The organism is Herbidospora solisilvae (assembly GCF_009901565.1).
Classification (GTDB): Bacteria; Actinomycetota; Actinomycetes; order Streptosporangiales; family Streptosporangiaceae; genus Herbidospora; species Herbidospora solisilvae.
In genome coordinates, this window is the sequence record NZ_WXEW01000004.1 from 433526 (window position 1) to 457788 (window position 24263).

Genomic DNA, 24263 nt, shown 5'->3' on the forward strand with positions numbered 1-24263 from the left:
ATACCGCCTATCTCGGGATGGATGCCACCAGGGCCTCGTCGATCGGCGTCGGCGTCATGCCGAAGGTCTTCTGGAAGTCACCGGAATCGAGCAGGAAAGGCGCCTCGAACTGGTAGAGGGTCTCGCGCAACTCCCTCATCTTCGGCGAGCCCCAGCCCATGGCGTGGAAGACCGCTTTGGGCACCCGCACGACCCTCGGCCTCCGGGCGCCCGCGAGCGCGGCCGTCCGTTCGGCGACCTGGCGGAAGGTCAGCGCCTCCGTGGTCGGCACGTGCCAGGGCCGTCCCCAGGCGCGTTCGTCGGCGCCGGCGATCAGCAGGGCGCGGGCGACGTCGGGCAGGTAGGTCCAGGAGTGCGGGACGTCGGGGTCGCTCAGCACGACCACCGGCCGGTTCTCGGCGGCGGGGCGGATGACCTGCATGGTGAGGTAGGCCTCGCCGGTCGAGCCGGGGCCGAAGTAGTCGGAGCCGCGGACCTCGGTGGTCCTGATCCCGGCGGCCAGCGCCTGCTCCCACATCCGCGCCCGGACCCGCCCCTTGACGTGGGTGGCGGCCAGCGGGAGGTCCTCGGTCATGGGGCCGGTGACGGGGCCGTAGGCGTAGAGGTTGCCGAGGATCACCAGCACCGCGCCGGTCTCCCGGGCGGCGCGCAGCATCGCGGCGTGCATCGGCGGCCAGTCGGCCGGCCAGCGGTGGTAGGGCGGGTTGACGCAGTTGTAGATCACGTCGGCCCCCTCGCAGGCCCGCAGCAGCGCGTCGGCGTCCGCCGCGCTGGCGGCGACCTTCACCGCTCCCGGGGCGCCCGAGCCCGAACGGGAGACCTGGACGACCTGGTGCCCCTCGGCCAGCAGCAGCCCGGCGAGCTGACCGCCGACCTGACCGGCCCCGATGACGACGTGCCTCATTTCTCGGCCTCCTTCTTGATGGCGTGCAGGAAACGTTCGTGTCCGGCGCGCAGCTTCGCGGCCGGGTAGAGCAGCCCGGCCAGCGGCCCGGCGAGGGATTCGGAGATGGTGAGGCGGGTGCGCCCGCCGGGCAACGGCTCGACGAGGTTGCGGTCGACCGCCCGGTAGAGCCCGAGCGCCACCCCGCTCCAGGTGAGCTCGCGGCCCTCGGTCACGACGGCGAACCGGGAGCTGATCCGGACGCCGCCCAGCCGCCACCGGAACCGCTCGCCGGGGGCGGTCTCCCCCAGTTCGAGCACCCGGTGCTCGGGCCACCAGCGCTGCCAGCCGCGCAGGTCGGACAGCAGCGCCCAGACCTCGGCGGGCGTGGCGTCGATCTCTGTCGACGAGGTGTTGCGCACCGGAGCGCGCTCCTCGAAGCTCTGCAGGTCTCTCATGAGAGCAATGCTCTCTCTTTGGAGCATCGCTCGTCAAGAGCACTGCTCTCTTTTCTGTACGCCGCTCTGTTAAGCTGCGGAGATGAGCGCAGCCAAGACCGCGCGGGAGCGCGTGAGAGCCGAGATGGTCCGCGAGATCACCGACATCGCCCGCACCCACCTGGCCAGAGAGGGCGCGGCGGGGTTGTCGCTACGGGCGATCGCCCGGGAGATGGGCATGGCGTCGTCGGCGATCCACCGCTACTTCCCGACCAAGGACGACCTGCTCACCGCCCTGATCATCGACGGCTACAACGCCCTGGGCGAGGCCGCCGAGGCGTCCCAGCACGACCAGGACCCCACGGCCCGCTGGCTGGCCCTCTGCCACGCCGTCCGAGACTTCGCGCTCGACCGCCCCCACGAGTACGCCCTGCTCTACGGCTCACCCGTACCCGGATACCGGGCGCCGGCCGACACCGTCGCCCCCGCCCTGCGGGCGACCCTCGTCTGCGGCCGGATCATCGCCGACGCCGACCCCGCCCCGCCCGACTCCACCCCGCCGCCGGCCCTGCTCGGCCCCGACGTCGAGGCCCTCCGGCAGGTCATGCCCGGCGTCTCCGACGTCGCGGTCGCCCGCGCGGTCACCGCGTGGACGGCCCTGTTCGGCGCGGTCAGCTTCGAGTTGTTCGGCCAGTTCGACAACACGATCACGCACCGCCGCGAGTTCTTCGACCACGGCATGCGATCCCTCGCGAGATACCTCGGTTTGTAACACCCCGTTCACGATAAGTGACAAAACCGGTGCGATAGTGGACAGCAGGATCCGCGAAAAAACGGCGACATGCCCGCAAAACAGGGCATCGCCGTGATCCACGTTCACGACAATGGTGGACATCACCGTCAATGGCGACGGTGATCGATCCGAGAGGCACCACCACTATGACCGTCACGGACATCCCGACAGCGCCGTCGGCCCCGCTGGCCTCCGCCCAGCACCACCTCGCCGAGGCCGCCCGCTTCCTCGCCCTCGACGAGGGCCTGCACCAGTTGCTCGCCACGCCCCGCCGGTCACTGACCGTCTCGGTCCCGGTCCGCCGCGAAGACGGCCGGATCGACGTGATCGAGGGCTACCGGGTCCAGCACAACCTGTCGCGCGGCCCGGCCAGGGGCGGCGTGCGATTCCATCCCGCCACCGACCTCGACGAGGTCACCGCCCTGGCCATGGGCCTGACCTGGACGTGCGCCCTGGCCGGGCTGCCCTACGGCGGCGCGAAGGGCGGCGTGGCCGTCGACCCGGCGGGGCTGACCGAGCGCGAGTTCGACCGGCTGACCCGCCGCTACACCCACGAGATCCAGCCGCTGGTGGGCCGCGACGTCCCGCTCACCTCCGCGCGGCCCGACCTGACCGAGGCGGTGGCGCTCGGCGTGCGGGTGCTGCTCGGCCCCGGCGGGGGGCGGACGGTCGCCGTCCACGGGTCCGGCGCGCTCGCGGCCATGGTCACCGCCACGCTGGCCGAGGCCCGGTTCACGGTCGTCGGCGGCGGGCTGGGCGCCGACGCCGACGTGCTCGTGCTCACCACCGGCACCGTCACCGCCCACGACGCCACCGAGGTCCGGGCCGGGATGGTCGTCGAGGCCGCCGACGGGCCGGTCACCCCGGCGGCCGACCAGATCCTGACCGGGCGGGGCTGCGTGGTCGTGCCCGACCTGCTCGGGAACGCCGGCGGCGTGATCGCCTCCCACAACGAGTGGACGGTCGGCGATCTCGGCTCCCGGCTGCGCGAGCACCTGGAGCCCGCCTACCGGCAGGTCGCCGCGTTGTCACGGGACAGGGGCCTGACGCTGCGCCAGGCCGCCCACGCGATCGCCGTCGGCAGGGTGGCGGACGCCTGCCAGTCGAGGAGCTGCTGACCGGCCGGGTTACCGGCCGGCCTCGTCGAGGATCCGCTCGCACAGGCGGTGCGTCTCCAGCGCGTCGCCCGCGTCGAGCAGCCTGCCCTCGCCGACCGCTTCCAGGAAGGCGAGGCAGGCCCCGCGGAACCCGCGCTGGGTGCCGACGGGCACCCAGTCGGGCCGCCGCCTGCGCACCTCCCCGGCCTCGGTGAAGGCGACCTCCTCGCCGAGGTCGAGCACCTTGCGCTTCTCGCCCCTGCCGATGACCTCGCAGGTCTCCTCGGTCTGGCCGCTCACCCGGGACATGATCCCGAGGTGGTGAACCCGTCGCCGGACAGTTCGAGCACGACGTGCTCCAGCAGGCCGCCGGTCTTCCGGAACCGCACCGACGTCGTGGTGACCTCTCCCGGGGCCAGGAAGCGGAGCGTGTCGGCGACGTGGATGAAGTCGTCGTAGACCATCGTGCGCGGGTCTTCCGGCCGGGTGTGCCGGTTCTTCTGGAGGATGACCAGGTCGCGCGGGAGCTCCCGGAGGGCGAGGAGGCCGGGGGCGTACCGCCGGTTGAAGCCGACCATGAGCGGCACCCCGCGCTCGCGCGCCAGCTCCACGAGCCGTTCGGAGTCCTCCAGCCGGTAGGCGAGCGGCTTGTCGACGAAGACGGGCACGCCCGCCTCCAGCAGCTCGGTCACGATCGCCGGATGGGCCCCGGTGGCGGCGTGCACGAACGCCGCGTCGGCTCCCCCGTCGACGACCTCGGCCACCGACGTGTGCCGCCGGGTCACCCGGTAGGCGTCGCCCAGCTCGCGCAGCGTCCCGGGGTCGCGGGTGCAGAACACCAGCTCGGCCCCGTCGACGGCGCTGAGCACCGGCAGGTACGCCTTCCGGGCGATGTCGCCCAGGCCGATCACCGCGATCCTCATGGCCCGAAGGTTACCGCCCGGAAACCGGCGGGCCACATGGGGGCAATGTGGCACGTGTTCACTTCCCGCCATGAGCTCCCACGCCGTGGTGATCATCGGGGGCGGGCTGGAGGGTCTGTCGATCGCCGCCGCGCTGACCGCCCGAGGGCAGCGTGACGTGCTCGTCCTGGAGCGCCGGACCACCGGCTCGGGCGGCACCGCCAAGTCGAGCGGGCTGGTCCGCTGCCACTACGAGTGCGCCACCCTGACCGCGATGGCCTGGGAGGGCATCGGCTTCTTCGAACGCCACCCCGGCCTCGGCTTCCGGCAGACCGGGCACGTCGTCGGCGTCGGCGAGGAGTCGGCCGCCGCGCTGCGCGCCAACGTGGCCCGCCGCCAGGACCTCGGCATCGACGTCGCGATGGTCACCCACGACGACGTCGCGGCCCTGTGGCCGGGCCTGGAGACCAAGGACTTCGCCGCCTTCGCCTTCGAACCCCGCGGCGGCCACGGCGACCCGGTCGCGGCCTGCCGCCACTTCGCCCAGGCGGCCCAGCGCGGCGGCGCCCGCATCCTCGAACACACCAGGGTCGCCGCCCTCCTGGGCGACTCCTCCTCGATCGCGGGTGTACGCCTGGCCGACGGCCGCGTGGTCGGCGCGCGGGCCGTGATCGTCGCCGCCGGAGCCTGGACCGCCGAACTCGTGGCGCCCCTCGGGGTGACCCTGCCCGTCGGCGCGATGCGCGAGCCCATCGTGATCGCCGCCCCCGGCGCCCCGGTCGGCCCGGTCCCGGCCTTCACCGACCTGGTCGGCATGCAGTACGTCCGCCACGAGAACAACGGCCGCCTGCTCATCGGCAGCCACACCGGGGCCGAGCTGACCACCCCCGACGGCTACCTCAACCGGGCCACCGACGTGGAACTCGAACGCGCCGCGGCCCGCTTCACCACCCGCTTCCCTGCCTTCCCCGACGTCGTCTTCCCGCAGTCCTACGCGGCCTGCTACGACATCACGCCCGACCTGGCCCCGCTCGTCGGCCCGGCGGGGCCCGAAGGGCTCTACGTGGCGGCCGGCTTCAGCGGCCACGGCTTCGCGATCTCCCCTGCCGTGGGCCGGATCTGCGCCGAGATGGTGCTCGGCCGGTCCGCGCCCCCGCAGGACCTCTCCCCGGGCCGGTTCACGACATCTGGTCCGTGACGGCGGCGGCGTGGCGCGGCCGGTCGGCGCCGGATGCGGCGCGGGCCGGCGGCGGCGGTCGGGGCCGGGGTGGGCGGGGCCGTGACGGAAAGCAGAAAGGCGCGGGATCGACGGACCCCGCGCCTTTCGGCGGACCTATCGGCCGGCGCGGTTGACCGCCGAGATGATCGCCTTCAGCGAGGCGGTCGTGGTGTTGGCGTCGATGCCCACGCCCCACAGGACCTGGCCGTCGATCTCGGTCTCGACGTAGGAGGCCGCCTTGGCGTCGGCGCCGCCGCTCATGGCGTGCTCGGTGTAGTCGAGGACGCGCACGTCGATGCCCACCGAGCCCAGCGCGTCGCAGAAGGCCGAGATGGGGCCGTTGCCGGTGCCGTGGATCTCGCGGATCTGGCCCTCGATCCGGACGTCGGCGCTGATGGCGTCCTTGTCGTCGACGGCCGAGGTGGTGCGGTGGGCCAGCAGGCCGATGCGGCCCCACGGGTTGGCCGGGTTGGGCAGGTATTCGTCGGTGAACGCCTCCCACATCTGGGCCGGGGTCACCTCGCCGCCCTCGGCGTCGGTGCGGGCCTGGACCGCGCGCGAGAACTCGATCTGCAGCCGCCGGGGCAGGTCGAGCTGGTGGTCGGCCTTCATGATGTAGGCCACGCCGCCCTTGCCCGACTGGCTGTTGACCCGGATGACCGCCTCGTAGGTGCGGCCGATGTCCTTCGGGTCGATCGGCAGGTAGGGCACCGCCCAGGCGAACTCGTCGACCGGCACGCCCGCCGCCGCGGCGTCGCGCTCCAGGTGCTCGAAGCCCTTCTTGATCGCGTCTTGGTGGGAGCCGGAGAACGCGGTGTAGACGAGCTCGCCGCCCCACGGGTGACGCGGGTGGACGGGCAGCTGGTTGCAGTATTCGACGACCCGGCGCACCTCGTCGATGTCGGAGATGTCGACCTCGGGGTCGACGCCCTGCGAGAACAGGTTCATCCCCAGGGTCACCAGGCAGACGTTGCCGGTGCGCTCGCCGTTGCCGAACAGGCAGCCCTCGATGCGGTCGGCCCCGGCCATGTAGCCCAGCTCGGCGGCGGCGACGGCGGTGCCCCGGTCGTTGTGGGGGTGCAGCGACAACACGATCGAGTCGCGGTAGCGCAGGTTGCGGTGCATCCACTCGATCGAGTCGGCGTAGACGTTGGGCGTGGCCATCTCGACCGTCGCCGGCAGGTTGATGATCACCTTGCGGTCGGGGGTCGGCTGCCACACGTCGTTGACGGCGTCGCAGACCTCGACGGCGTACTCCAGCTCGGTGCCCGTGTAGGACTCCGGCGAGTACTCGAAGTAGATCTCGGTCTCCCCCGCCATGTCGTCGGCCAGCTTCTTGCACAACTTGGCGCCCTCGACGGCGATGGCGGTGATGCCCTCCTTGTCCAGCCCGAACACCACGCGGCGCTGCAGGGTGGAGGTGGAGTTGTAGAGGTGGACGATGGCCTGCCTGGCCCCGCGCAGCGACTCGTAGGTGCGCTCGATCAGCTCGGGCCGGGCCTGGGTCAGCACCTGGATGACGACGTCGTCGGGGATGCGCCCCTCTTCGATGATCTTGCGGACGAAGTCGTAGTCGGTCTGGGACGCGGCCGGGAACCCGACCTCGATCTCCTTGTAGCCCATCTGCACCAGCAGCTCGAACATCTTCAGCTTGCGGGTGGAGTCCATCGGGTCGATCAGCGCCTGGTTGCCGTCGCGCAGGTCGACCGCGCACCAGCGGGGGGCCTTGTCGATCACCTTCGACGGCCAGGTACGGTCGGTCAGGGCGACGGGGGTGAAGGGCTGATAGCGCCGGAAGGGCATGGGACTGGGCTGTTGCCGGGGGTACATTTCTAGGGCTCCTCGTAAGTGGTCACATCACAGGACGTGGCCGACGCGCATGACTCGCACCGCGACGAGGGAGCCGGCCTGTTACAGGCCCTCGACGCGGCGGCTAAGGAGGAGCAGCCCGCGCAGCATAGGTCCGAGGCTACCAGAGCCCCCGGAGTGGCCTCCCCGAGAGGACCAATAGAGTGGGGATCATGCAGGACAACGAGATTCTCGGCCGCATCGGCGACCTCATCGACGAGGAGCACCAGCTCCGCGCCCGCATCTCCTCCGGGCAGGCCACCACCGACGAACGCGGCCGCATCAAGCACCTCGAAGAGTCCCTCGACCAGTGCTGGGACCTGCTCCGCCAGCGGCGGGCCCGGCGCGGCGTGGGCGAGAACCCCGACGGCGCGGTCGCCCGCCCGATCTCCGAGGTCGAGGGCTACCAGCAGTAAATCCGGTCGCTTTCGGGCGGCCTCCGGGGGTGAACTGTCCTGATGGACATCGTCCCCCTCGATTTCGCGGCCGAGCCCGGGAGGCTGGCCGAATACCACGCGCTCACGGCCGGCGTCTTCGCGCCCGGCCCGCGGATTCCCGCCCACCTGTTCCGGCTGGTGGCCGAACGCGGCTGGCGCCTGACGCCCGCCGAGACCTGGCTCGCCGTCGACGGCGGCCGGGTGATCGGCGGCGTGACCCTCCACCTGCCCGACGACGCGAACGCCCACGTGGCGCTCGTCCGCTACCTCTCGGTGGACGCCGCGCACCGCCGCCGGGGCGTGGGCAGCACGCTGCTGGCCCACGCCGCCGACCGGGCCCGGTCGCAGAAGCGCACGATGGTCCTGATCGAGCTCGCCGCCGGGAGTGCCGGCGCGGCCTTCGCGCGGGCCAAGGGGATGCGCGAGGTCGCCGCACAGGCCCGGCGGGTGCTCGACCTCACCACGTTCGCTCCGCCGGAGCGGGAGATCCCCGGCTATCGGCTGGAGTTCCTGCGCGGACGCAGCCCCGAGGCGCTGACCGGCGACATGATCACGCTCATGGAGGTCATGAACGACGCGCCCCTCGACGACCTGGCGATCAACGACGAGAGCTGGACCCCCGCCTCCATGCGGCAGATGGAGGAGGCCTGGGACCTGGCCCGCCAGGACGTCTTCACCGTCGTCGCCCGCGCCGCCGACGGCTCGCCCGCCGCCTTCACCCGCCTGTTCGCCGACATCCAGGAAGCCGACGGCTGGGGCCGGCAGACCGACACCGCCGTGCTGCGCGCCCATCGGGGCCGGGGCCTGGGCAGGTGGGTCAAGGAGGCCAACACGGCCTGGCTGAAGCGGGCCCGCCCCGACCTCACCCGCGTGATCACCTGGAACGCCGTCTCGAACGGCCCCATGGTCGCGATCAACGAGCGCCTGGGCTACCGGCTGCTCGACGTCTGGAACGAATGGGAACTGCGCGTATGACGATCGACGTCGTCCCCCTCGACTTCGACGCCTCCCCCGACCTGGCGGCCGGCTACCACCGGGTGGCCGGCGGCCTGCACGCGCCCGGACCGCCCCTGTCACCCCGCCTGTTCCGGTTGTGGGTGGAGCGCGGCTGGCGCTCGGTGCCTTCGGAGACCCATCTGGCGGTGGCCGGCGGCGAGGTGATCGGCGGCGTGACCCTCCACCTCTTCGACCGCGACCGCCTCGGCGACGCGCTGATCCGCGTCCTTGAGGTGGCTCCCGGGCACCGGGGCCGGGGCGTCGGCTCGGCGCTGCTCGGCGTCGCCCGCGAGCGCGCCCGCGCCCACGGCCGGTCGAAGCTGGTCGTCGAGGCGAAGGACGACGGTTTCCTGGCCCGCCACGGCTTCCGCAGCGTGTACACCGAGGCCAGGCGGGTGCTCCACCGGTCACGCCAGGCCGGGGACTCGCCCGGCCCGTCCGGCTACACCTTCGAGACGACCGTCGGCCCCACCCCGCCCGGCCGCCTGGCCGAGATGGTGCCGCTGCTGGACGCGATGAACGACGCCCCGACCGACGACCACGAGGTCGACGCCGAGCGGTGGACCACCGGTCTGATCCGCGTCTACGAGGACACCTGGGCACCGGCCGGCCAGACCGTCTACACCACGGTCGCCCGCGCCGCCGACGGCGAGGCGGCGGCGTTCACCCGGGTCTTCGTCGACGCCGACGAGCCCGAAGGCTGGGCCCGGCAGACCGACACGGCCGTGCTCAAGAGGCACCGGGGCCGCAACCTTGGATTCCACGTCAAGCTGCGGAACACCGCCCGGATGTTCGCGGCCGAACCCGGCGTCGAGCGCGTGATCACCTGGAACGCGGTCTCGAACCGCCACATGATCGCCATCAACGAGCGCCTGGGCTACGAGTTCCTGGACGTGTGGCGGATCTGGGAGCTGCGCGCCTGACGGGAGAAAAAGGGGGACCCGCCGGGCCGGCCCGGACTGTGCCACCAAGTCCGGGAGAGGCCCGACGGGTCCTGACTTAGACGCTACCCTTCTTCTGGCCGTTGAGCTGCGCCGTTACTGAGAACTGTCAAGAACGGTCAGACGGCCAGCAGTTTACGGGCCTCCTCTCCCTGGAGGTCGGCGGCCGTCCCGGCGTGGACGACGTGGCCTCCGTCGAGGATCAGGTAGCGATCGGCCAGCCGCATGGCCAGGTCGAGATACTGCTCCACGAGAAGCACGGCGATTCCCGAGGCGTGCAGCGTCTCGATCGCCTCTTCGATCTCGATGATGATCGACGGCTGGATGCCCTCGGTCGGCTCGTCGAGGATCAGGAGCTTCGGCTTGGTCACCAGGGCCCGCGCGATGGCGAGCTGCTGCTGCTGGCCGCCGGACAGGAAGCCGGCCCGGCGCTTCAGCAGCGGTTTGAGGCGGGGGAACACGTCGAGCGCCTCGTCGAGCGCCGACTGGGGGTTCCCCGACGCCTCCAGCGTCACCAGCAGGTTGCCGAGGACGCTGAGCTGAGGGAAGGTCTCGTGGCCCTGGGGGACGTACCCCATGCCGAGTTTGACCCTCTCGTGGGGTTTCATCTTGGTGACGTCGTGGCCCTCGAAGGTCACCGTCCCGCCGGTCGCCGGGATGACGCCCATGATCGTGTTGAGCAGGGTCGTCTTGCCGACGCCGTTGCGGCCCATGACGCAGACGAGCTGCCCCGGTTCGACGGCCAGCCCGACGCCGAAGAGCACCCGGGCACGGCCGTATCCGGCCTCCAAACTGTCAACTGACAACATCGTGTGCGGCCTCCTCGCGCGCGCGACCCAGATAGACCTCTTGTACCCGCGGATCGGCCCGCACTTCGTCGACCGAGCCCTCGATCAGGAGTTTTCCCTCATGGAGGACGGTGACGGTCGAGGCATAACGCCGGAGGAAGTCCATGTCGTGCTCGATCACGATGACGGTGTGGTCCTTGGCGATCTCGGTGAGCAGGTCGCCGGTCCTGACGCGCTCCTCCGACGACATGCCGGCGACGGGTTCGTCCAGGAGAAGGAGCCGGGGGCCCTGGGCGATCAGCATGCCGATCTCCAGCCACTGCCGCTGCCCGTGGGAGAGCACTCCGGCCTTGCGCGAGGCGAGGTCGGTGAGCTGGGTGGTCTCCAGCGCCTGGGCGACCTTCTCCGTCACGCCCCTGCGCCTGGTCAGCAGCGAGACCAGCGGCTTGCGGAACGACGCGGCCAGGTCGAGGTTCTCCAGGACGGTCAGCTCCTCGAAGACCACCGAGGTCTGGAAGGTGCGCCCGATCCCGAGCCGCACCCGCTGGTGCTCCCGCTTGCCGTTGACGACCGCGCCGTCGAAACGCACGGTGCCCGTGGTCGGCTTGGTCAGCCCGGTGATGATGTCGATCAGGGTCGTCTTCCCGGCGCCGTTGGGGCCGATCAGGAAGCGGAGTTCGCCGTTGTCGACGGTGAAGTTCACCCCGTCGAGCGCGCGGAACCCGTCGAAGACGACCGAGACGTCGCGGACCTCCAGCAGCGCCGTCATGCCGCCACCTCCTTCTTCCGACGCAGCGACCCCAGAATCCCGATGATGCCCTTGGGCGCCAGGCCGATGACCAGGATGAACAGCGCGCCCTGGAGGTAGAGCCAGGCGTCGGGGAGTTCCTCGCTGAAGTAGGTCTTGGCGTAGCCCATCAGGATCGCGCCGAGCACCGCCCCGGCGAGCGCGAACCGCCCGCCGATCGCGACGGCCACCACCAGTTCGAGGGACGGCACGACCCCCAGCAGCGCCGGCGAGATGATCCCGACGATCGGCACGAACAGCGCGCCCGCGATGCCCGCCATGACCGCCGAGAGGGTGAAGGTGATCGTCTTCACGGTGGCCGGGTTGTAGCCGAGGAACCGCACCCGGTCCTCGCCGTCCCGGACCGCGAGCAGGAGCCGCCCGAACCGGGAGCGCTGGAGCTGCCAGGCCCCGACGAAGAGAATGCCGAGCACGATCGCGACGGTGAAGTAGAGCCCGCGCTGGGTCGAGTCGGCGGCGACGTCCTGCCCGAAGAACTCGAAGAAGTTGGTCAGGCCGTTGGTGCCGCCGGTGAGACCCTGCTGGCCGACCAGGAGGATGACCATCGCGGCCGCGAGGGCCTGGGTCAGGATCGCGAAGTAGGCCCCACGCACCCGTTGGCGGAACACGAGCGTGCCGAGAAGCCAGGCGATCGCTCCCGGCACGACCACCACCATGGCGATCGCGAAGACCGGGTTGCGGAACGGCTCCCACAGGGCCGGCAGCGTCTCGACGCCGCTCCAGACCATGAAGTCGGGCAGGCCGTCGCCGGCGTCGTTGAGCTTGAGGTGCATGCCCATCGCGTAGCCGCCGAGGCCGAAGAACACCCCCTGCCCGAGGGTCAGCATGCCGCCCTGGCCCCAGGCCAGGCCGATGCCGAGGGCGACGATCGCGTAGGTGAGGTACTTGGCCAGCAGCCCCAGCCGGAACGGCTCCAGCACCAGCGGCATGACCACGAGCCCGATGACCGCGACGAGCGCGAAGAGGGCCGGGCCGCGCCAGTCGCGCGGTTCCTTGACGGGGGCCTCGGTGACGGGGGGCTTCTCGAGTGTGGCTGTCATGTCAGCGCCCTTGAACGGAGGACGAACAGGCCCTGCGGCCGGAACTGGAGGAAGGCGATGATCACCGCGAACACGATCACCTTGGCCAGGCTGGCGTTGGTCCAGAACTCCGCGTACGAGTTCAGCAGCCCCAGCGCGAGCGCGGCGATGACCGCGCCCCGGAGCTGTCCGAGGCCGCCCGCGACGACCACGAGGAACGCGTCGACGATGTAGTAGGTCCCGAGCGTCGGCCCGACCGGGCCGATCAGGGTCAGCGCGACCCCGGCGATCCCGGCCAGCCCCGACCCGATGAAGAAGGTCCGCTGGTCGACCCGCCCGGTGTTGATGCCGCTGGTCGCGGCCAGCTGCCGGTTCTGCATCACGGCCTGCATGCGGCGTCCCTGCGCGCTCCGGTTCATGTAGACCCAGATCGCCACGACCGAGCCCACGGCCAGCAGCAGGATGAACAGCCGGTTGTAGGGCATCGGCCCGAGCGCGCCCTGCAGCCACGTCGGCGACAGCACCTGCACGTTCGGCGCCCCGAACAGGTCCCGCGCCACCTGCTGCAGCACGAGCGAGACACCCCAGGTCAGCAGCAGCGTGTCGAGCGGGCGCCCGTAGAAGTGCCGGATCGCGGTCCGTTCGAGGATCAGCCCCATCAGCCCGGCCACCAGGAACGCCACCGGCAGCGCCACCAGCACCGCGTTCCGGTCGGCGAAGTCCTGCAGCAGGTAGGCCGTGTACGCCCCGGCCATGATGAACTCGCCGTGGGCCATGTTGATCACGCCCATCTGCCCGAACGTGAACGTCAGCCCGAGCGCGATGAGCAGCAGGACCGCCCCGATCGACAGTCCGATCGGCAGCTGGTTGAGGATTCCCTCCACCCTGCCCCCTTTCTGGAAGTACGGTCCCGGGGCGCGCGCGGGCGCCCCGGGAGATCGGCGTCAGGAGGCGAGGCTCCCGGCCCACGGATACGACTTCAGGTAGGGGTCGGGCTTGATCGGCTCGCCCGAGTTCCAGACCTCCTTGATCAGTCCGTCGGGCTGGATGATGCCGATGCGGGCCGTCTTGTACATGTGCTGCGTCTCGCCGTCGATGGTGACCAGGCCCTCGGGACGCTCCAGCGCGATCCCGCCGGAGGCCTTCTTCACCGCCTCGACCTCGGTGGTGCCGGCCTTCTTGACCGCCTCGGCCCAGAGGTAGACCGCGTTGTAGCCGGCCTCCATCGGGTCGGAGGTGACCTTGGCGGCGCCGTACTTGGCCTTGAAGGCGGCGACGAACTTCGTGTTCGCCGCGTTCTCGGTGGTCTGGTAGTAGTTCCACGCCACCGGGTGGCCGACGATGTTGTCGACGCCGATTCCGGTGACCTCCTCTTCGGCCACCGAAACCGAAAGGACCGGCATCGACTCGGCCGTCACTCCGGCGCTCTTCAACTGCTTGAAGAAGGCCACGTTGCTGTCGCCGTTCAACGTGTTGAAAACCGCGTCGGGCTTCGCCTGAACGACCTTGTTGGTCAATGTGGAGTATTCGGTGTGACCGAGCGGGGTGTATTCCTCGCCGAGGATCGTCATTCCGTTCGCGGCGGCGTAGGCCTTGATGATTTTGTTGGCCGTGCGCGGGAAGACGTAGTCGCTGCCGACCAGGAAGATCTTGGTCTTGCCCTGTTCCTTCAGATAGTCGAGACCCGGGATGATCTGCTGGTTGGTGGTCGCGCCGGTGTAGAAGATGTAGGGCGAGGACTCCAGGCCCTCGTACTGGACCGGATACCAGAGCAGCGCCTTGTGGCGCTCGAAGACCGGGAGCATCGCCTTGCGCGAGGCCGAGGTCCAGCCGCCGAAGACGGTGGCGACCTTGTCCTGGCTGATCAGCTTGTTGGCCTTCTCGGCGAAGGTCGGCCAGTCGGAGGCGCCGTCCTCGACCACCGGTTCGAGCTTCTTGCCGAGCACGCCGCCCGCGGCGTTGATCTCCTCGATGGCGAGCAGCTCGGCGTCGCGGACCGTGACCTCGCTGATGGCCATCGTGCCGCTCAGCGAGTGCAGCAGGCCGACCTTGATGGTGTCGCCGCCCGCCGCGGCCCCGCCACCGGTCGTGCTCTCGGTCGGCTCACCGCCACAGGCGGCCAGAGCCAGCACCAGACCCGCGCCCACCGCGGTCCGTAAGAATGCGTTGCGCAATGAATTTCCTCCTTGCCGATACGGCCCCCGCACCGACCCATCTGCCGCAAAGGTGATCGAACGCGATTTCCCGGGAAAATCGGTGAGGTTAATAGCCGATTACCGAAACTTCACTCAATCAATGAACGCGGCGGACGGCGCTATCATTGACCGAGAGCGCCGGAAAACTCGGAAACGCGTCCGTCATCGCGCGGAAACGCCATTGAAACCGATCTTTCTTAGGGTCCGGCCATGCGGCTCACCCCACACGAGCAGGAACGCCTGCTCATTCACGTAGCGGCCGGCGTCGCGCGCGACCGGATGGACCGAGGCCTGCGCCTGAACCATCCGGAGGCCACGGCGATCATCGCCTCGTTCCTGCTCGAAGGGGCCCGCGACGGCCAGTCGGTCGCCGAACTCATGGACGCGGGCCGCAAGGTCCTGCGCCGTCAGGACGTCATGGAGGGCGTGCCGGAAATGCTGGACTCCGTCCAGATCGAGGCGACCTTCCCCGACGGCACCAAGCTCGTCACCGTCCACCACCCGATCTCATGACGGTTCCCGGAGAGATCGTCCCCGGCGCCGAGCCCGTCCCGCTGAACCCGGGGCGTGAGCGGGTGACCGTGCGCGTGGTGAACACCGCCGACCGGCCCATCCAGGTGGGCTCCCACTACCATTTCGCCGCCGCCAACCCGGGGCTCGACTTCGACCGCGAGGCCGCCTGGGGCCACCGGCTCGACGTGCCGGCGGGGACCGCCGTCCGGTTCGAGCCGGGCGTCGAGCGTGACGTCACCCTGGTGCCCATCGCCGGGAAGCGGGTCGTGCCCGGCCTGCGCTCCGAATGGGCCGGCCCTCTCGACGGGAGCCCCCATGCCTGAGACCCGCATTCCCGAGATCGGCCGCGCCCGGTACGCCGCCCTCTACGGCCCGACCACCGGCGACCGCATCCGCCTGGCCGACACCGACCTGTTCGTCGAGGTCACCGACGACCTCGCGATGGGGCCCGCTGGGGCCGGCGACGAGGCGGTGTTCGGCGGCGGCAAGGTGATCCGCGAGTCGATGGGCCAGGCCCGCGCCACCCGCGCCGAGGGCGCCCCCGACCTGGTCATCACCGGTGCGGTCATCCTCGACCACTGGGGCGTCGTCAAGGCCGACATCGGGGTGCGCGACGGCCGGATCGTCGCCATCGGCAAGGCCGGCAACCCCGACACGATGGACGGGGTCCACCCCGACCTGGTGATCGGCCCGTCGACCGAGATCCTGGCCGGCAACGGCAAGATCGTCACGGCCGGGGCGGTCGACTCCCACGTCCACCTGATCTGCCCCCAGGTCGTCGAGGAGGCGCTGGCCAGCGGCGTCACCACCCTGGTCGGCGGCGGCACCGGCCCGGCCGAGGGCACCAAGGCGACCACCGTCACCGGGGCCTGGTACCTCGGCCGGATCCTGGAGGCGATGGACGGCATGCCCGTCAACGTCGCCCTGCTCGGCAAGGGCAACACCGTCAGCAGCGAGGCGCTGCTGGAGCAGCTCAGGGCCGGCGCGTCGGGCTTCAAGCTGCACGAGGACTGGGGCACCACCCCCGCCGCGATCGACGCCTGCCTGGCGGTCTGCGACGTGACCGGGGTGCAGGTCGCCATCCACACCGACACCCTCAACGAGGCCGGTTTCGTCGAGTCGACCCTGGCCGCGATCAACGGCCGGAGCATCCACGCCTACCACACCGAGGGCGCCGGAGGCGGGCACGCCCCCGACATCATCAAGGTCGCCGGGGAGCGCAACATCCTGCCGTCGTCGACCAACCCGACGCGACCCCACACGGTCAACACCCACCACGAGCACCTCGACATGCTCATGGTCTGCCACCACCTGAACCCGTCGATCCCCGAGGACCTGGCCTTCGCCGAGTCCCGCATCCGCCCCTCGACGATGGCGGCCGAGGACGTCCTGCACGACATCGGCGCCATTTCCATGATCGGTTCGGACTCCCAGGCCATGGGCCGCGTGGGCGAGACGATCATCCGGACCTGGCAGACCGCCCACGTCATGAAGAAGCGCCGCGGCGCGCTGGAGGGCGTGGCCGACAATCTCCGGGCCCGCCGGTACGTCGCCAAGTACACCATCAACCCGGCGATCGCCCACGGCCTCGACGCCGAGGTCGGCTCGGTCGAGGTCGGCAAGCTCGCCGACCTGGTGTTGTGGACCCCGGCGTTCTTCGGCGTGAAGCCCGACCTGGTGGTCAAGGGCGGCATGATCGCCTACGCCCAGATGGGCGACGCCAACGCGTCCATCCCGACCCCGCAGCCGGTCCTCCCCCGCCCGATGTTCGGCGCCTACGGCGCGGCCCCGTCCCAGACCTCGGTCCACTTCGTCGCGCCGCTGGCCCTCGAAGGCGACCTCGCCGACCGCCTGCGGGTCAACCGGCGCCTGGTCCCCGTGGCCGACGTCCGGTCCCGGGGCAAGGAGTCGATGCCCCTCAACGACGCCCTGCCCGACATCGAGGTCAACCCCGACACGTTCGCCGTGAAGGTGAACGGCGAACTGATCGAACCGGCCCCGGCCGAGGTCCTGCCCATGGCCCAGCGCTACTTCCTCTTCTAGGACGACGGCGATGGACGGACCGGCCACCGGAGCACCCGCCGTGAACGGCGCGACCCTCGGGCTGCCGCCGACACAGACGGCGGCCTCCGGGATGCCGCTAACACACGGTCTGGCCGGTCTTCTGCTGCTCGCCGACTCGCGGTTGCCCGCGGGCGGCCACGCCCATTCGGGCGGCGCGGAGGAGGCCTGCCGCACCGGCGCGATCTCCGGCCCCGAGGACCTGGCGCGGTTCCTTCGGGGCCGGCTCGCGACGGCGGGCCGGGTGGCGGCGGCCCTGGCCTGGTCCGCATGCGAGGCGGCCCAGGCCTTCAGCCGCCCGGACAAGGAATCCCGCGAACCCGGCAGCCCTGCTTCGAGCGGGCAGGCACGCGTGGCCGACCCCGAGACCGCGTGGCGGCTCCTGGACGCCGAGGCCGACGCCCGGATCGCCTCGCCCGCCCAGCGGCTGGCCGGCCGCACCCAGGGCCGCCTGCTGATCCGGACCGCCCGGAGGATCTGGCCGTCCACGGCACTGGAGACGCTGGCCCGGGCCGTCCCCGACGGCGCCCACCACCCGATCGCCCTCGGCGTCGCCGCGCAGGCCGCCGGGTGCACTCCGGACCAGGCCGCCATGGCGGCCGCCTACACGTCCGTCACCGGTGCGGCCACGGCCGCGGTCCGGCTGCTGGGGCTCGACCCGGTGACCGTGCACCGCCTGCTGGCCGAACTCCCCTATGACTCGGTCATCGCCGAACAGCACGACTGGTCAGCGCTACCCGCGCACGCCGCCCCCGCTCTCGATCTGCTGGCCGAACAGCACCTACGTACGGAGGTAAGGCTCTTTGTCAGCTAACCACGATGACCACCACGACGCGCCCGACGGGCACGGCCGGGCGCTGCGCCTGGGCATCGGCGGCCCGGTGGGGAGCGGCAAGACCGCTCTGACCGCGGCGCTCTGCCGGAGCCTCGGCCCGTCGCTGCGCCTGGGCGTGGTGACGAACGACATCTACACGACCGAGGACGCCGACTTCCTGCGCAGGGCCGGCGTCATCGACCCCGACCGGATCATGGCCGTGCAGACGGGCTGCTGCCCGCACACCGCGATCCGCGACGACATCGCCGCCAACGTCGACGCCGTCGAGACCCTGGAGGAGCGCTTCGGCCCCCTCGACCTGGTCATCGTCGAGTCGGGCGGCGACAACCTGACCGCGACGTTCAGCCGGGGCCTGGCCGACCGCCAGATCTTCGTCCTGGACGTCTCCGGCGGCGACAAGGTCCCCCGCAAGGGCGGCCCCGGCGTCACGTCGGCCGACCTGCTGGTGGTCAACAAGACCGACCTCGCCCCGATGGTCGGCGCCGACCTCACGGTCATGTCCCGCGACGCGGCGGCCGTCCGGGACGGCAAGCCGGTGCTGTTCACCTCGATCCGCGAGGACCGGGGCGCCCACTCGGTGGCCGAATGGGTGGCCGGCGTCGTCGACTCGTGGCGGCACCAGCACTCCCACAGCCACCTGTCATGACGAAGGCGCTGGTCCGGGCCCGTGCGATCCTCCGCACGGGCCTGGACGACCGGGGCCTCACCCGCATCGAGACCATACGCTCCGACCCGCCCCTGACCCTCCGCCAGACCGCGCCGGGAGAGGTCCACCTCGTCTCCACGGGCGCCGGCCCCCTGGGCGGCGACCACCTCCGCCTCGACGTCGAGGTCGCCGAGGGCACCTCCCTGACGGTCCGCTCCATCGCCAGCACGCTGGTGCTCCCCGGCGCCGGCCGCTCCCTGATGGAGATCCACGTGTACGTGGCCTCCGGCGCCACCCTCGTCTTCGCCCCCGAGCCGACGGTCCTGGCGGCCGGCTGCGACCACCGGATGACCACGGCCGTCACCCTGGCGGCCGACGCGTCCCTGTTCTGGCGCGAGGAGATCGTCTTCGGCCGCCACGGCGAGCGGCCCGGCCGCTGCCACTCCCGCTTCGACGCGACGGCCGGCGGCCGTCCCCTGCTGCGCCAGGAGTTCGTCGTCGGCGACCCCGAGGCCGACGGCAGCCCAGCGGTGTTCGGTACCGCCCGTTGCGTCGGCAGCACCCTGATCACGACCGAAACCCCGGCCGAGGGGCCGAAAAGCGAGCCGCGGGAGGCGGAGGTCGCCGAAGGGGTGGCCGTGCTCCCCCTGGCTGGTCCCGGCACTCTGGTCTCTGCGCTCGCCGCCGACGCGGTCGAACTCCGGAAGCGGCTCTCCTGGGGAGAGAGCCGCGTGTCCGTTCAGGCAGGTTCGCCGGCGCGAGCCACCGTCGGTCTCCGGCCGCCGGCGTCTCGCTTCCCCTAGGGTGGAGAGGTGGCAACCGCACATCCCCCCAGACCGGATCGAAGCGGGACAAGCGCCTTATTAGGCCTGGCCGTCGTCGCCGCCGGGCTCGCCCTCGCCGTCACCGGCGTGCTGCCCTGGGCCGGAATAAGCGCCACCTTCGGGGTCGTCAACGCCGACCTGACCTCCGTCCACGGAACCGAGGACGGGGCCGGATGGTGGGTGATGGGGTCGGGCGTCGTCGCGGCCGGCCTGGGCGCGCTGGGCATCTCGCGCAGCCGCATCGTCACCGGCCTGGCCATCCTGCCGGGTGCGGTCGCGGCGTTCTCGCTGGCCATGTTCCTGACCCGGCCCCATGGGTTCGACCGGCTCACCATGGCCATCCCCGGCCTGGTCAGGGTCGAACCCGTGATCCTCTACGGCTGGTGGGCCGGCCTGGGCGCCTCGGTCGTGCTCGCGGCGCTGGCCTGCCTGGCGCTCACGAGGCGCCGTCCGCCGGATCAGTCGTAGAAGCCGAGCCGGCGCAACTGCTTCGGGTCGCGCTGCCACTCCTTGGCGACCTTGACCCGCAGGTCGAGGTAGACGCGGCTGCCGAGCAGCGCCTCGATCTGCTTGCGCGCCCTGCTGCCGACGTCTTTCAGGCGCGAGCCGCCGGGGCCGATGACGATGGCCTTCTGCGAGTCGCGCTCGACGAACATGAAGGCGTACACGTCGAGGAGGTCGTCGCGCCCCTCGCGCGGGCCCATCTCCTCGACGACCACCGCGATCGAGTGGGGCAGCTCGTCGCGCACGCCCTCCAGGGCCGCCTCGCGGATCAGCTCGGCGACCAGCACCTGCTCGGGCTCGTCGGTCAGCTCGCCGCCGGCGTAGAGGGGCGGCGACTCGGGCAGGCGCTCGATCAGCAGGTCGGCCAGCACGTCGAGCTGGTCGTCGCCCTTCGCCGACACCGGCACGATCTCGGCGAACTCGGCCAGCTGCGACACCGCGAGCAGCTGCTTGGCGACCTCCTCGCGGGAGGCCAGGTCACACTTGGTGACCACGGCGACCACAGGCGTCTTCTTGACCGCGCCGAGCTTCTCGGCGATGAACCGGTCGCCCTTCCCGATGGGCTCGTTGGCCGGGACGCAGAACCCCAGCACGTCGACCTCGGTCAGCGTGGAGAGCACCAGGCTGTCGAGCCGCTCCCCCAGGAGGGTGCGGGGCCGGTGGAGGCCGGGGGTGTCGACGATGACGAGCTGCGCGTCGGGCCGGTGGACGATGCCGCGGATCACCCGCCGGGTCGTCTGGGGCTTGGAGGAGGTGATGGCGACCTTGGTGCCGACCAGGGCGTTCATCAAAGTCGACTTGCCCACGTTGGGCCGCCCGACGAACGCGGCGAACCCCGCGCGGAACTCAGACCCCGGCCGATCAGACATAGCGGCCTTTCAGCGAGCCGTCGGCGCCCGCGTGGAACAGGATCGCGTTGCCCAGGTCCTCCACCGCCGCCAGGTCTTCCCGCGCGGGCTCCTCGGCGTCGTTGACGAGCGCCGCGGCCTCCAGGCCCTGGGCCCCGCTCGACACCGCCGTCGCCACCGCGACCTGCACGGCGGTCAGCCGCAGCGAGGGCAGGTTCACGTCGGTCGCGACATAGGTCCGGCCGGTCTCGTCACGGACGGCGGCGCCTTCGGCGGTGCCGTTCCTGGCCCTGGCCGACCGCGCCAGGGTGAGGATCTTTTCGTCTTCAGGGTCGAGCGTCACAGGTCAAGGGTAGCGACCTTGCGGGACACCAATCGGGCCAGTTCCTCGGTCGTGCGGGCGTCGGCGCCGCTCATGCCGGCGTTCACCACGCCGATCACCGCCCCGCCCTGGCGGGCCACGACCAGGTGCATCTCGTAGGGATAGCCGCCGACCCGCCCGACCAGGCGGCGCGCGACGCCCCCGCCTTCGAGGACCTTCTCCGACACCGCGAGCGGGGCCACGGTCAGCCGGTTGACCTCGCCGGGGGTCTGGTCGCGGGCGGTGGTGCAGGCGCGGGAGGCCTTGGCCAGCTCGTCCATCTGCTCGGCGGCCTCGCCCGAGCCGTAGAGGGCGAGCGAGACGGCGGCCGTCTGGCCGACGCCCTCGCCCAGGTAGCTGGCGGTGGTGGCGGCGGTCAGGCCCTCGCGGGCGGGCCGGCCGGCCATCAGGTTGAACAGGCGGCGGCACTCCTGGACGACCGGTTCGAACGGTTTCTCCCAGCCGGGCCGCGACCGGGTCGCGAAGCCGCGCGGGATCTCGTCGAGGTCGGCGAACAGCGCCTTGATCTTGAGGGCCTGCGGGGTGGAGCGGACGTCTCCGACGGGGGCCGAGCCGCACCCCGCGACGGCGGCGGCGAGCAGACAGCAGGCGACGGCCAGTTTCGCCACGCGCATTTTCCAGGTCCCCCCGTCGACGTCCCTCGGGCTACATTCCCGGATGGCGACGGGCCTAAAAACATCATTAGGGGGCTCTCGCCGGACGAGAGCCCCCTAATCGATGATCCCCCTCAGATCAGCCGGTGCGCCGCGAACCCCTCCCGGCGCACCGATCGACCCCTTGTTCGGCGCCCCGAACCCCTCCCGGGCGCCTTGGAAGAAGAATGCCGGGGATGACTTGCAAGTCGCTTAAAGAACGCTTGCGGAGAAACTCCCCGTCGGATGCAAGACACACCCAAGCAGGTGAGAGCATCCTTGGCACGTGACAACCGCGCCCGTCCAGCACCGACGCCTCTTGCAGGAGTACGTCGGCAGCGCCCGGCTCATGTCCCTGTCCGCCGTCGACGGCGACGGGGCACCGGCGCTCCTCCCCCTGCCCTTCCACGCGGCCTTCGCGCCCGACCGGCTCATGTTCATCGCCCACCGCGAGCGCCCTCTGGTGGCCGGTCTGGCCGCCCGGCCGAAAGTGGCGGGCTCGATCATCGCCGGCGCGGGACGCGGCGTGACCTTCGCCGGCCTGGCGACCGCCGCCGAGTCGCCCGACCCGGTCCGGCTGGCCCCGGGCGAGCAGCTCTACCGGATCGACGTCACCGAGTGGTTACTCTTCGACGAGCACGCCTACGAGTACCGCGTCCACCCCATCAGGGCGTAGGGACGATTCACGGCTGATACACGGCTGAGGCGGGACGGCCGTCCGGTCCGCATATTCTGCATCGGACCTGTTCCTGCGTCATTGGAGAACGATGTCGGTTTCGGTGCTCCTGGTCGAGGACGACGAGGTGATCCGCAGAAGCGTCGGCATGGCCCTGGAGCGCTACGGCTACCGCGTCGCCTCCGCGGCCGACGGCCTCACCGGCCTGGAGCGCTTCCACGCCGGCGGCCATGATCTCCTCCTGCTCGACGTGATGCTGCCCGGCCTCGACGGCATCGGCCTGTGCCGCCGGGTGCGCGAGACCAGCCTGGTGCCGATCCTGATGATGTCGGCGCGCGGCGACGCCCTCGACGTGGTGTCCGGGCTGGAGGCCGGGGCCGACGACTACGTCGTCAAGCCCGCCGACACCTCCGTGCTGGTGGCCAGGATCCGGGCGCTGCTGCGCCGGGCCACCCCCGCCCCCGGCGGCACCCCCCGGCTCGTCTTCGGCGACCTGACCGTCGACCCCGAGGCGCTGGAGGTGTACGTCGCGGGCGAGCAGGTCTCCCTGGCGCCCACCGAGTTGCGGCTGCTACTGGAGTTCGCCGCCAATCCCGGCATCGTCCTGGACCGCCAGACGCTGCTGCACAACGTCTGGGACTACGGCTGGGACGGCGACAGCCGGGTCGTCGACCTGTGCGTCCAGCGGCTGCGGCGGAAGATCGGGGCCGACCGCGTCGAGACGGTCCGCGGTTTCGGCTACAAGCTGCGGCGCTGAGATGGCCCCCTGGAGATCCCTGCGCTGGCAGATCGCCGCCCTGGTCGCGGTGGCGTCCGGCGTGGTGGCACTGGCCGTGGGCCTCCTGGTCCACCGGAGCACCCTGGAACGCTCGCTGAGCCTGGGCCGCGACCGGGCCGTGACCGCCCTGCTGGCCGACTCCCCCGGCGCCGCCGACCCGGGCCCGCTCCCGGCCGCGCTGGCCGCCCGGATCGGGGCGCCGGGCACCTACGCCACCTGGTACGACGACCGCGACCCCGACGTCCCGTGGATGTGGGCGGCCACCGGAGCCAGGGCCGTCAAGATCGACATGGGCGGGGACCTGCGCAACCTGCGGGCCCTCGACCGCCACATCGTGCTCGCCTCGCTGGGCGTGCTGGGCCTGGTGGTCCCCCTGGCGGCGCTGGCCGCCGAGCTGCCCAACCGCCGTCTCAGGCGGGTGGCCCGCACCGCCCGCCGCGTCGCCGACGGCGACCTGGAGGCCCGCACGTCGGCCGGACGCGGCGGCGACGAGATTACCGGCATCGCCGCCGCCGTCGACACGATGGCCGCGGCCCTGCACGACCGCCTGCGCGTCGAGCAGCGGTTCACCGCCGACGTCGCCCACGAGCTGCGCACGCCGCTGATGGGCCTGGTAACCTCCGCCGAGCTGCTGCCGGAGGGAGAGGCGACCGATCTGGTCCGCGACCGGGTCGGGGTGCTGCGCGTCCTCGTGGAGAACCTGCTGGAGATCTCCCGCCTGGACGCGGGCGCCGAGTCCGCCGAGCGGGTGGAGGTCCCGCTGGGCCGGTTCGCCGGCGACTGCGTGCACCGCGCGGGCCTGGCGGCCGAGGTGACCGTGCACGGCGACCCGGTCGCCGTGACCGACCCCCGCCGCCTCGACCGCATCCTGGCCAACCTGGTCGTCAACGCCCACCGGCACGGGAGCGCCCCCGTCGAGGTGCAGGTGGAGGATACGACGATCACCGTCCGCGACCACGGTCCCGGCTTCCCCGAATCGCTGCTGGCGGAGGGGCCCCAGCGGTTCCGGACCGGGGCGAGCGAACGCGGCCGTGGGCACGGCCTGGGGCTGACCATCGCCGCCGGGCAGGCCAGGGTCATCGGGGCCCGGATCGGCTTCGCCAACGACCCGGACGGCGGCGCCGTCGCCACCGTGCGGCTGAGCTGATACACGGCCGAGCGGCGGCTCCCGCGGCACTGACACCTGCGCCGACCAGCCTGA

Annotated in this window: 29 protein-coding genes; 16 read left to right on the plus strand and 13 right to left on the minus strand. The window is 71.6% G+C overall.

The annotated features are described in order from the left end of the window. Window positions 1-7: 7 nt before the first annotated feature. A complete protein-coding gene (locus GT755_RS15380) occupies window positions 8-904 on the minus strand; it encodes an NAD-dependent epimerase/dehydratase family protein (protein ID WP_161480387.1) in 897 nt (298 codons plus the stop codon). Beyond that, window positions 901-1341: an SRPBCC family protein gene (locus GT755_RS15385; protein ID WP_235966688.1), complete on the minus strand. Its 441-nt coding sequence runs from the start codon at window positions 1339-1341 to the stop codon at window positions 901-903. Before GT755_RS15385 ends, GT755_RS15380 begins: the two co-directional genes overlap by 4 nt. Window positions 1342-1423: 82 nt before the next feature. On the opposite strand from GT755_RS15385, the gene GT755_RS15390 reads away from it, so the two are divergent. Together GT755_RS15390 and GT755_RS15395 are read left to right on the plus strand one after the other, a co-directional pair. Further along, window positions 1424-2092 carry a TetR/AcrR family transcriptional regulator gene (locus GT755_RS15390; protein WP_161480389.1) on the plus strand — a complete coding sequence of 223 codons (669 nt, stop codon included), beginning with the start codon at window positions 1424-1426 and terminating at the stop codon, window positions 2090-2092. Window positions 2093-2259: 167 nt separating this feature from the next. Beyond that, complete coding sequence (locus tag GT755_RS15395) at window positions 2260-3231, plus strand: Glu/Leu/Phe/Val family dehydrogenase (RefSeq protein ID WP_161480390.1); 972 nt, start codon at window positions 2260-2262, stop codon at window positions 3229-3231. Between the two features lie 9 nt (window positions 3232-3240). On the opposite strand, the gene GT755_RS39565 is transcribed toward GT755_RS15395, so the two are convergent. Continuing rightward, a complete protein-coding gene (locus GT755_RS39565) occupies window positions 3241-3510 on the minus strand; it encodes a hypothetical protein (RefSeq protein ID WP_235966690.1) in 270 nt (89 codons plus the stop codon). After that, window positions 3507-4133, minus strand: a complete 627-nt coding sequence (locus GT755_RS15400; RefSeq protein WP_235966692.1) for a Gfo/Idh/MocA family protein — start codon at window positions 4131-4133, stop codon at window positions 3507-3509. The genes GT755_RS39565 and GT755_RS15400 overlap by 4 nt, the downstream gene beginning before the upstream one ends. A 70-nt stretch (window positions 4134-4203) precedes the next feature. Between GT755_RS15400 and GT755_RS15405 the strand changes: the two genes are divergently transcribed. Beyond that, window positions 4204-5310: an NAD(P)/FAD-dependent oxidoreductase gene (locus GT755_RS15405; RefSeq protein ID WP_161480391.1), complete on the plus strand. Its 1107-nt coding sequence runs from the start codon at window positions 4204-4206 to the stop codon at window positions 5308-5310. Between the two features lie 135 nt (window positions 5311-5445). Here GT755_RS15405 and leuA read toward each other — a convergent pair whose 3' ends face one another. After that, complete coding sequence (gene leuA / locus GT755_RS15410) at window positions 5446-7161, minus strand: 2-isopropylmalate synthase (RefSeq protein WP_161480392.1); 1716 nt, start codon at window positions 7159-7161, stop codon at window positions 5446-5448. Between the two features lie 191 nt (window positions 7162-7352). On the opposite strand from leuA, the gene GT755_RS15415 reads away from it, so the two are divergent. The 3 genes from GT755_RS15415 to GT755_RS15425 are packed head-to-tail and all read left to right on the plus strand — an operon-like array spanning window position 7353 to window position 9535. Further along, a complete protein-coding gene (locus GT755_RS15415) occupies window positions 7353-7595 on the plus strand; it encodes a DUF2630 family protein (protein WP_161480393.1) in 243 nt (80 codons plus the stop codon). Between the two features lie 42 nt (window positions 7596-7637). Beyond that, window positions 7638-8591 (plus strand): GNAT family N-acetyltransferase, encoded by a 954-nt coding sequence (locus GT755_RS15420; protein WP_161480394.1) that lies wholly within the window; start codon window positions 7638-7640, stop codon window positions 8589-8591. After that, window positions 8588-9535 carry a GNAT family N-acetyltransferase gene (locus tag GT755_RS15425; protein WP_161480395.1) on the plus strand — a complete coding sequence of 316 codons (948 nt, stop codon included), beginning with the start codon at window positions 8588-8590 and terminating at the stop codon, window positions 9533-9535. The genes GT755_RS15420 and GT755_RS15425 overlap by 4 nt, the downstream gene beginning before the upstream one ends. A 137-nt stretch (window positions 9536-9672) precedes the next feature. Here GT755_RS15425 and urtE read toward each other — a convergent pair whose 3' ends face one another. Genes urtE through urtA form a run of 5 tightly spaced genes read right to left on the minus strand, consistent with a single transcriptional unit; the run spans window position 9673 to window position 14342 of the window. Then, on the minus strand, window positions 9673-10362 hold the full coding sequence (urtE, locus tag GT755_RS15430; RefSeq protein ID WP_062340107.1) for an urea ABC transporter ATP-binding subunit UrtE: 690 nt from the start codon (window positions 10360-10362) through the stop codon (window positions 9673-9675). Beyond that, window positions 10349-11110, minus strand: a complete 762-nt coding sequence (gene urtD / locus GT755_RS15435; RefSeq protein ID WP_161480396.1) for an urea ABC transporter ATP-binding protein UrtD — start codon at window positions 11108-11110, stop codon at window positions 10349-10351. Before urtD ends, urtE begins: the two co-directional genes overlap by 14 nt. Beyond that, entirely contained in the window at window positions 11107-12189 is a 1083-nt protein-coding gene (gene urtC, locus GT755_RS15440; protein WP_161480397.1) for an urea ABC transporter permease subunit UrtC, read from the minus strand. The genes urtD and urtC overlap by 4 nt, the downstream gene beginning before the upstream one ends. Beyond that, complete coding sequence (urtB, locus tag GT755_RS15445; protein ID WP_161480398.1) at window positions 12186-13052, minus strand: urea ABC transporter permease subunit UrtB; 867 nt, start codon at window positions 13050-13052, stop codon at window positions 12186-12188. Before urtB ends, urtC begins: the two co-directional genes overlap by 4 nt. 60 nt (window positions 13053-13112) lie before the next feature. After that, window positions 13113-14342, minus strand: coding sequence for an urea ABC transporter substrate-binding protein (urtA, locus tag GT755_RS15450; protein WP_030450726.1), 1230 nt, complete (start codon window positions 14340-14342; stop codon window positions 13113-13115). Between the two features lie 231 nt (window positions 14343-14573). Here urtA and GT755_RS15455 point away from each other — a divergent pair, with 231 nt between their 5' ends. From GT755_RS15455 to GT755_RS15485, 7 genes are read left to right on the plus strand one after another with little or no spacing between them, the layout of a single operon-like run. Then, a complete protein-coding gene (locus GT755_RS15455; RefSeq protein WP_030450727.1) occupies window positions 14574-14876 on the plus strand; it encodes an urease subunit gamma in 303 nt (100 codons plus the stop codon). Beyond that, window positions 14873-15199 (plus strand): urease subunit beta, encoded by a 327-nt coding sequence (locus GT755_RS15460; RefSeq protein ID WP_030450728.1) that lies wholly within the window; start codon window positions 14873-14875, stop codon window positions 15197-15199. The genes GT755_RS15455 and GT755_RS15460 overlap by 4 nt, the downstream gene beginning before the upstream one ends. A gap of 7 nt (window positions 15200-15206) precedes the next feature. Beyond that, window positions 15207-16919, plus strand: a complete 1713-nt coding sequence (locus GT755_RS15465; RefSeq protein ID WP_161480638.1) for an urease subunit alpha — start codon at window positions 15207-15209, stop codon at window positions 16917-16919. A gap of 10 nt (window positions 16920-16929) precedes the next feature. Beyond that, window positions 16930-17751, plus strand: coding sequence for an urease accessory protein UreF (locus GT755_RS15470; protein WP_235966693.1), 822 nt, complete (start codon window positions 16930-16932; stop codon window positions 17749-17751). Next, on the plus strand, window positions 17741-18418 hold the full coding sequence (ureG, locus tag GT755_RS15475; protein WP_030450731.1) for an urease accessory protein UreG: 678 nt from the start codon (window positions 17741-17743) through the stop codon (window positions 18416-18418). Before GT755_RS15470 ends, ureG begins: the two co-directional genes overlap by 11 nt. Next, window positions 18415-19221, plus strand: coding sequence for an urease accessory protein UreD (locus tag GT755_RS15480; RefSeq protein ID WP_161480399.1), 807 nt, complete (start codon window positions 18415-18417; stop codon window positions 19219-19221). Before ureG ends, GT755_RS15480 begins: the two co-directional genes overlap by 4 nt. 9 nt (window positions 19222-19230) lie before the next feature. Continuing rightward, entirely contained in the window at window positions 19231-19710 is a 480-nt protein-coding gene (locus tag GT755_RS15485) for a hypothetical protein (RefSeq protein WP_161480400.1), read from the plus strand. Here the strand turns inward: GT755_RS15485 and era are convergent. Genes era through GT755_RS15500 form a run of 3 tightly spaced genes read right to left on the minus strand, consistent with a single transcriptional unit; the run spans window position 19701 to window position 21590 of the window. Beyond that, window positions 19701-20615 carry a GTPase Era gene (gene era, locus GT755_RS15490; RefSeq protein WP_161480401.1) on the minus strand — a complete coding sequence of 305 codons (915 nt, stop codon included), beginning with the start codon at window positions 20613-20615 and terminating at the stop codon, window positions 19701-19703. The two genes, GT755_RS15485 and era, sit on opposite strands and share 10 nt — an antisense overlap. Next, window positions 20608-20937 carry a cytidine deaminase gene (locus GT755_RS15495; RefSeq protein WP_161480402.1) on the minus strand — a complete coding sequence of 110 codons (330 nt, stop codon included), beginning with the start codon at window positions 20935-20937 and terminating at the stop codon, window positions 20608-20610. Before GT755_RS15495 ends, era begins: the two co-directional genes overlap by 8 nt. Continuing rightward, entirely contained in the window at window positions 20934-21590 is a 657-nt protein-coding gene (locus tag GT755_RS15500) for a hypothetical protein (protein ID WP_161480403.1), read from the minus strand. Before GT755_RS15500 ends, GT755_RS15495 begins: the two co-directional genes overlap by 4 nt. Before the next feature lie 304 nt (window positions 21591-21894). On the opposite strand from GT755_RS15500, the gene GT755_RS15505 reads away from it, so the two are divergent. The 3 genes from GT755_RS15505 (at window position 21895) to GT755_RS15515 (ending at window position 24209) form a co-directional block, all read left to right on the plus strand. Further along, window positions 21895-22284: a pyridoxamine 5'-phosphate oxidase family protein gene (locus GT755_RS15505; protein WP_156045169.1), complete on the plus strand. Its 390-nt coding sequence runs from the start codon at window positions 21895-21897 to the stop codon at window positions 22282-22284. A gap of 91 nt (window positions 22285-22375) precedes the next feature. Beyond that, window positions 22376-23041 (plus strand): two-component system response regulator CseB, encoded by a 666-nt coding sequence (gene cseB, locus GT755_RS15510; protein WP_161480404.1) that lies wholly within the window; start codon window positions 22376-22378, stop codon window positions 23039-23041. A 1-nt stretch (window position 23042) separates the two neighbouring features. Next, complete coding sequence (locus GT755_RS15515) at window positions 23043-24209, plus strand: sensor histidine kinase (protein WP_161480405.1); 1167 nt, start codon at window positions 23043-23045, stop codon at window positions 24207-24209. Window positions 24210-24263: the final 54 nt, after the last annotated feature.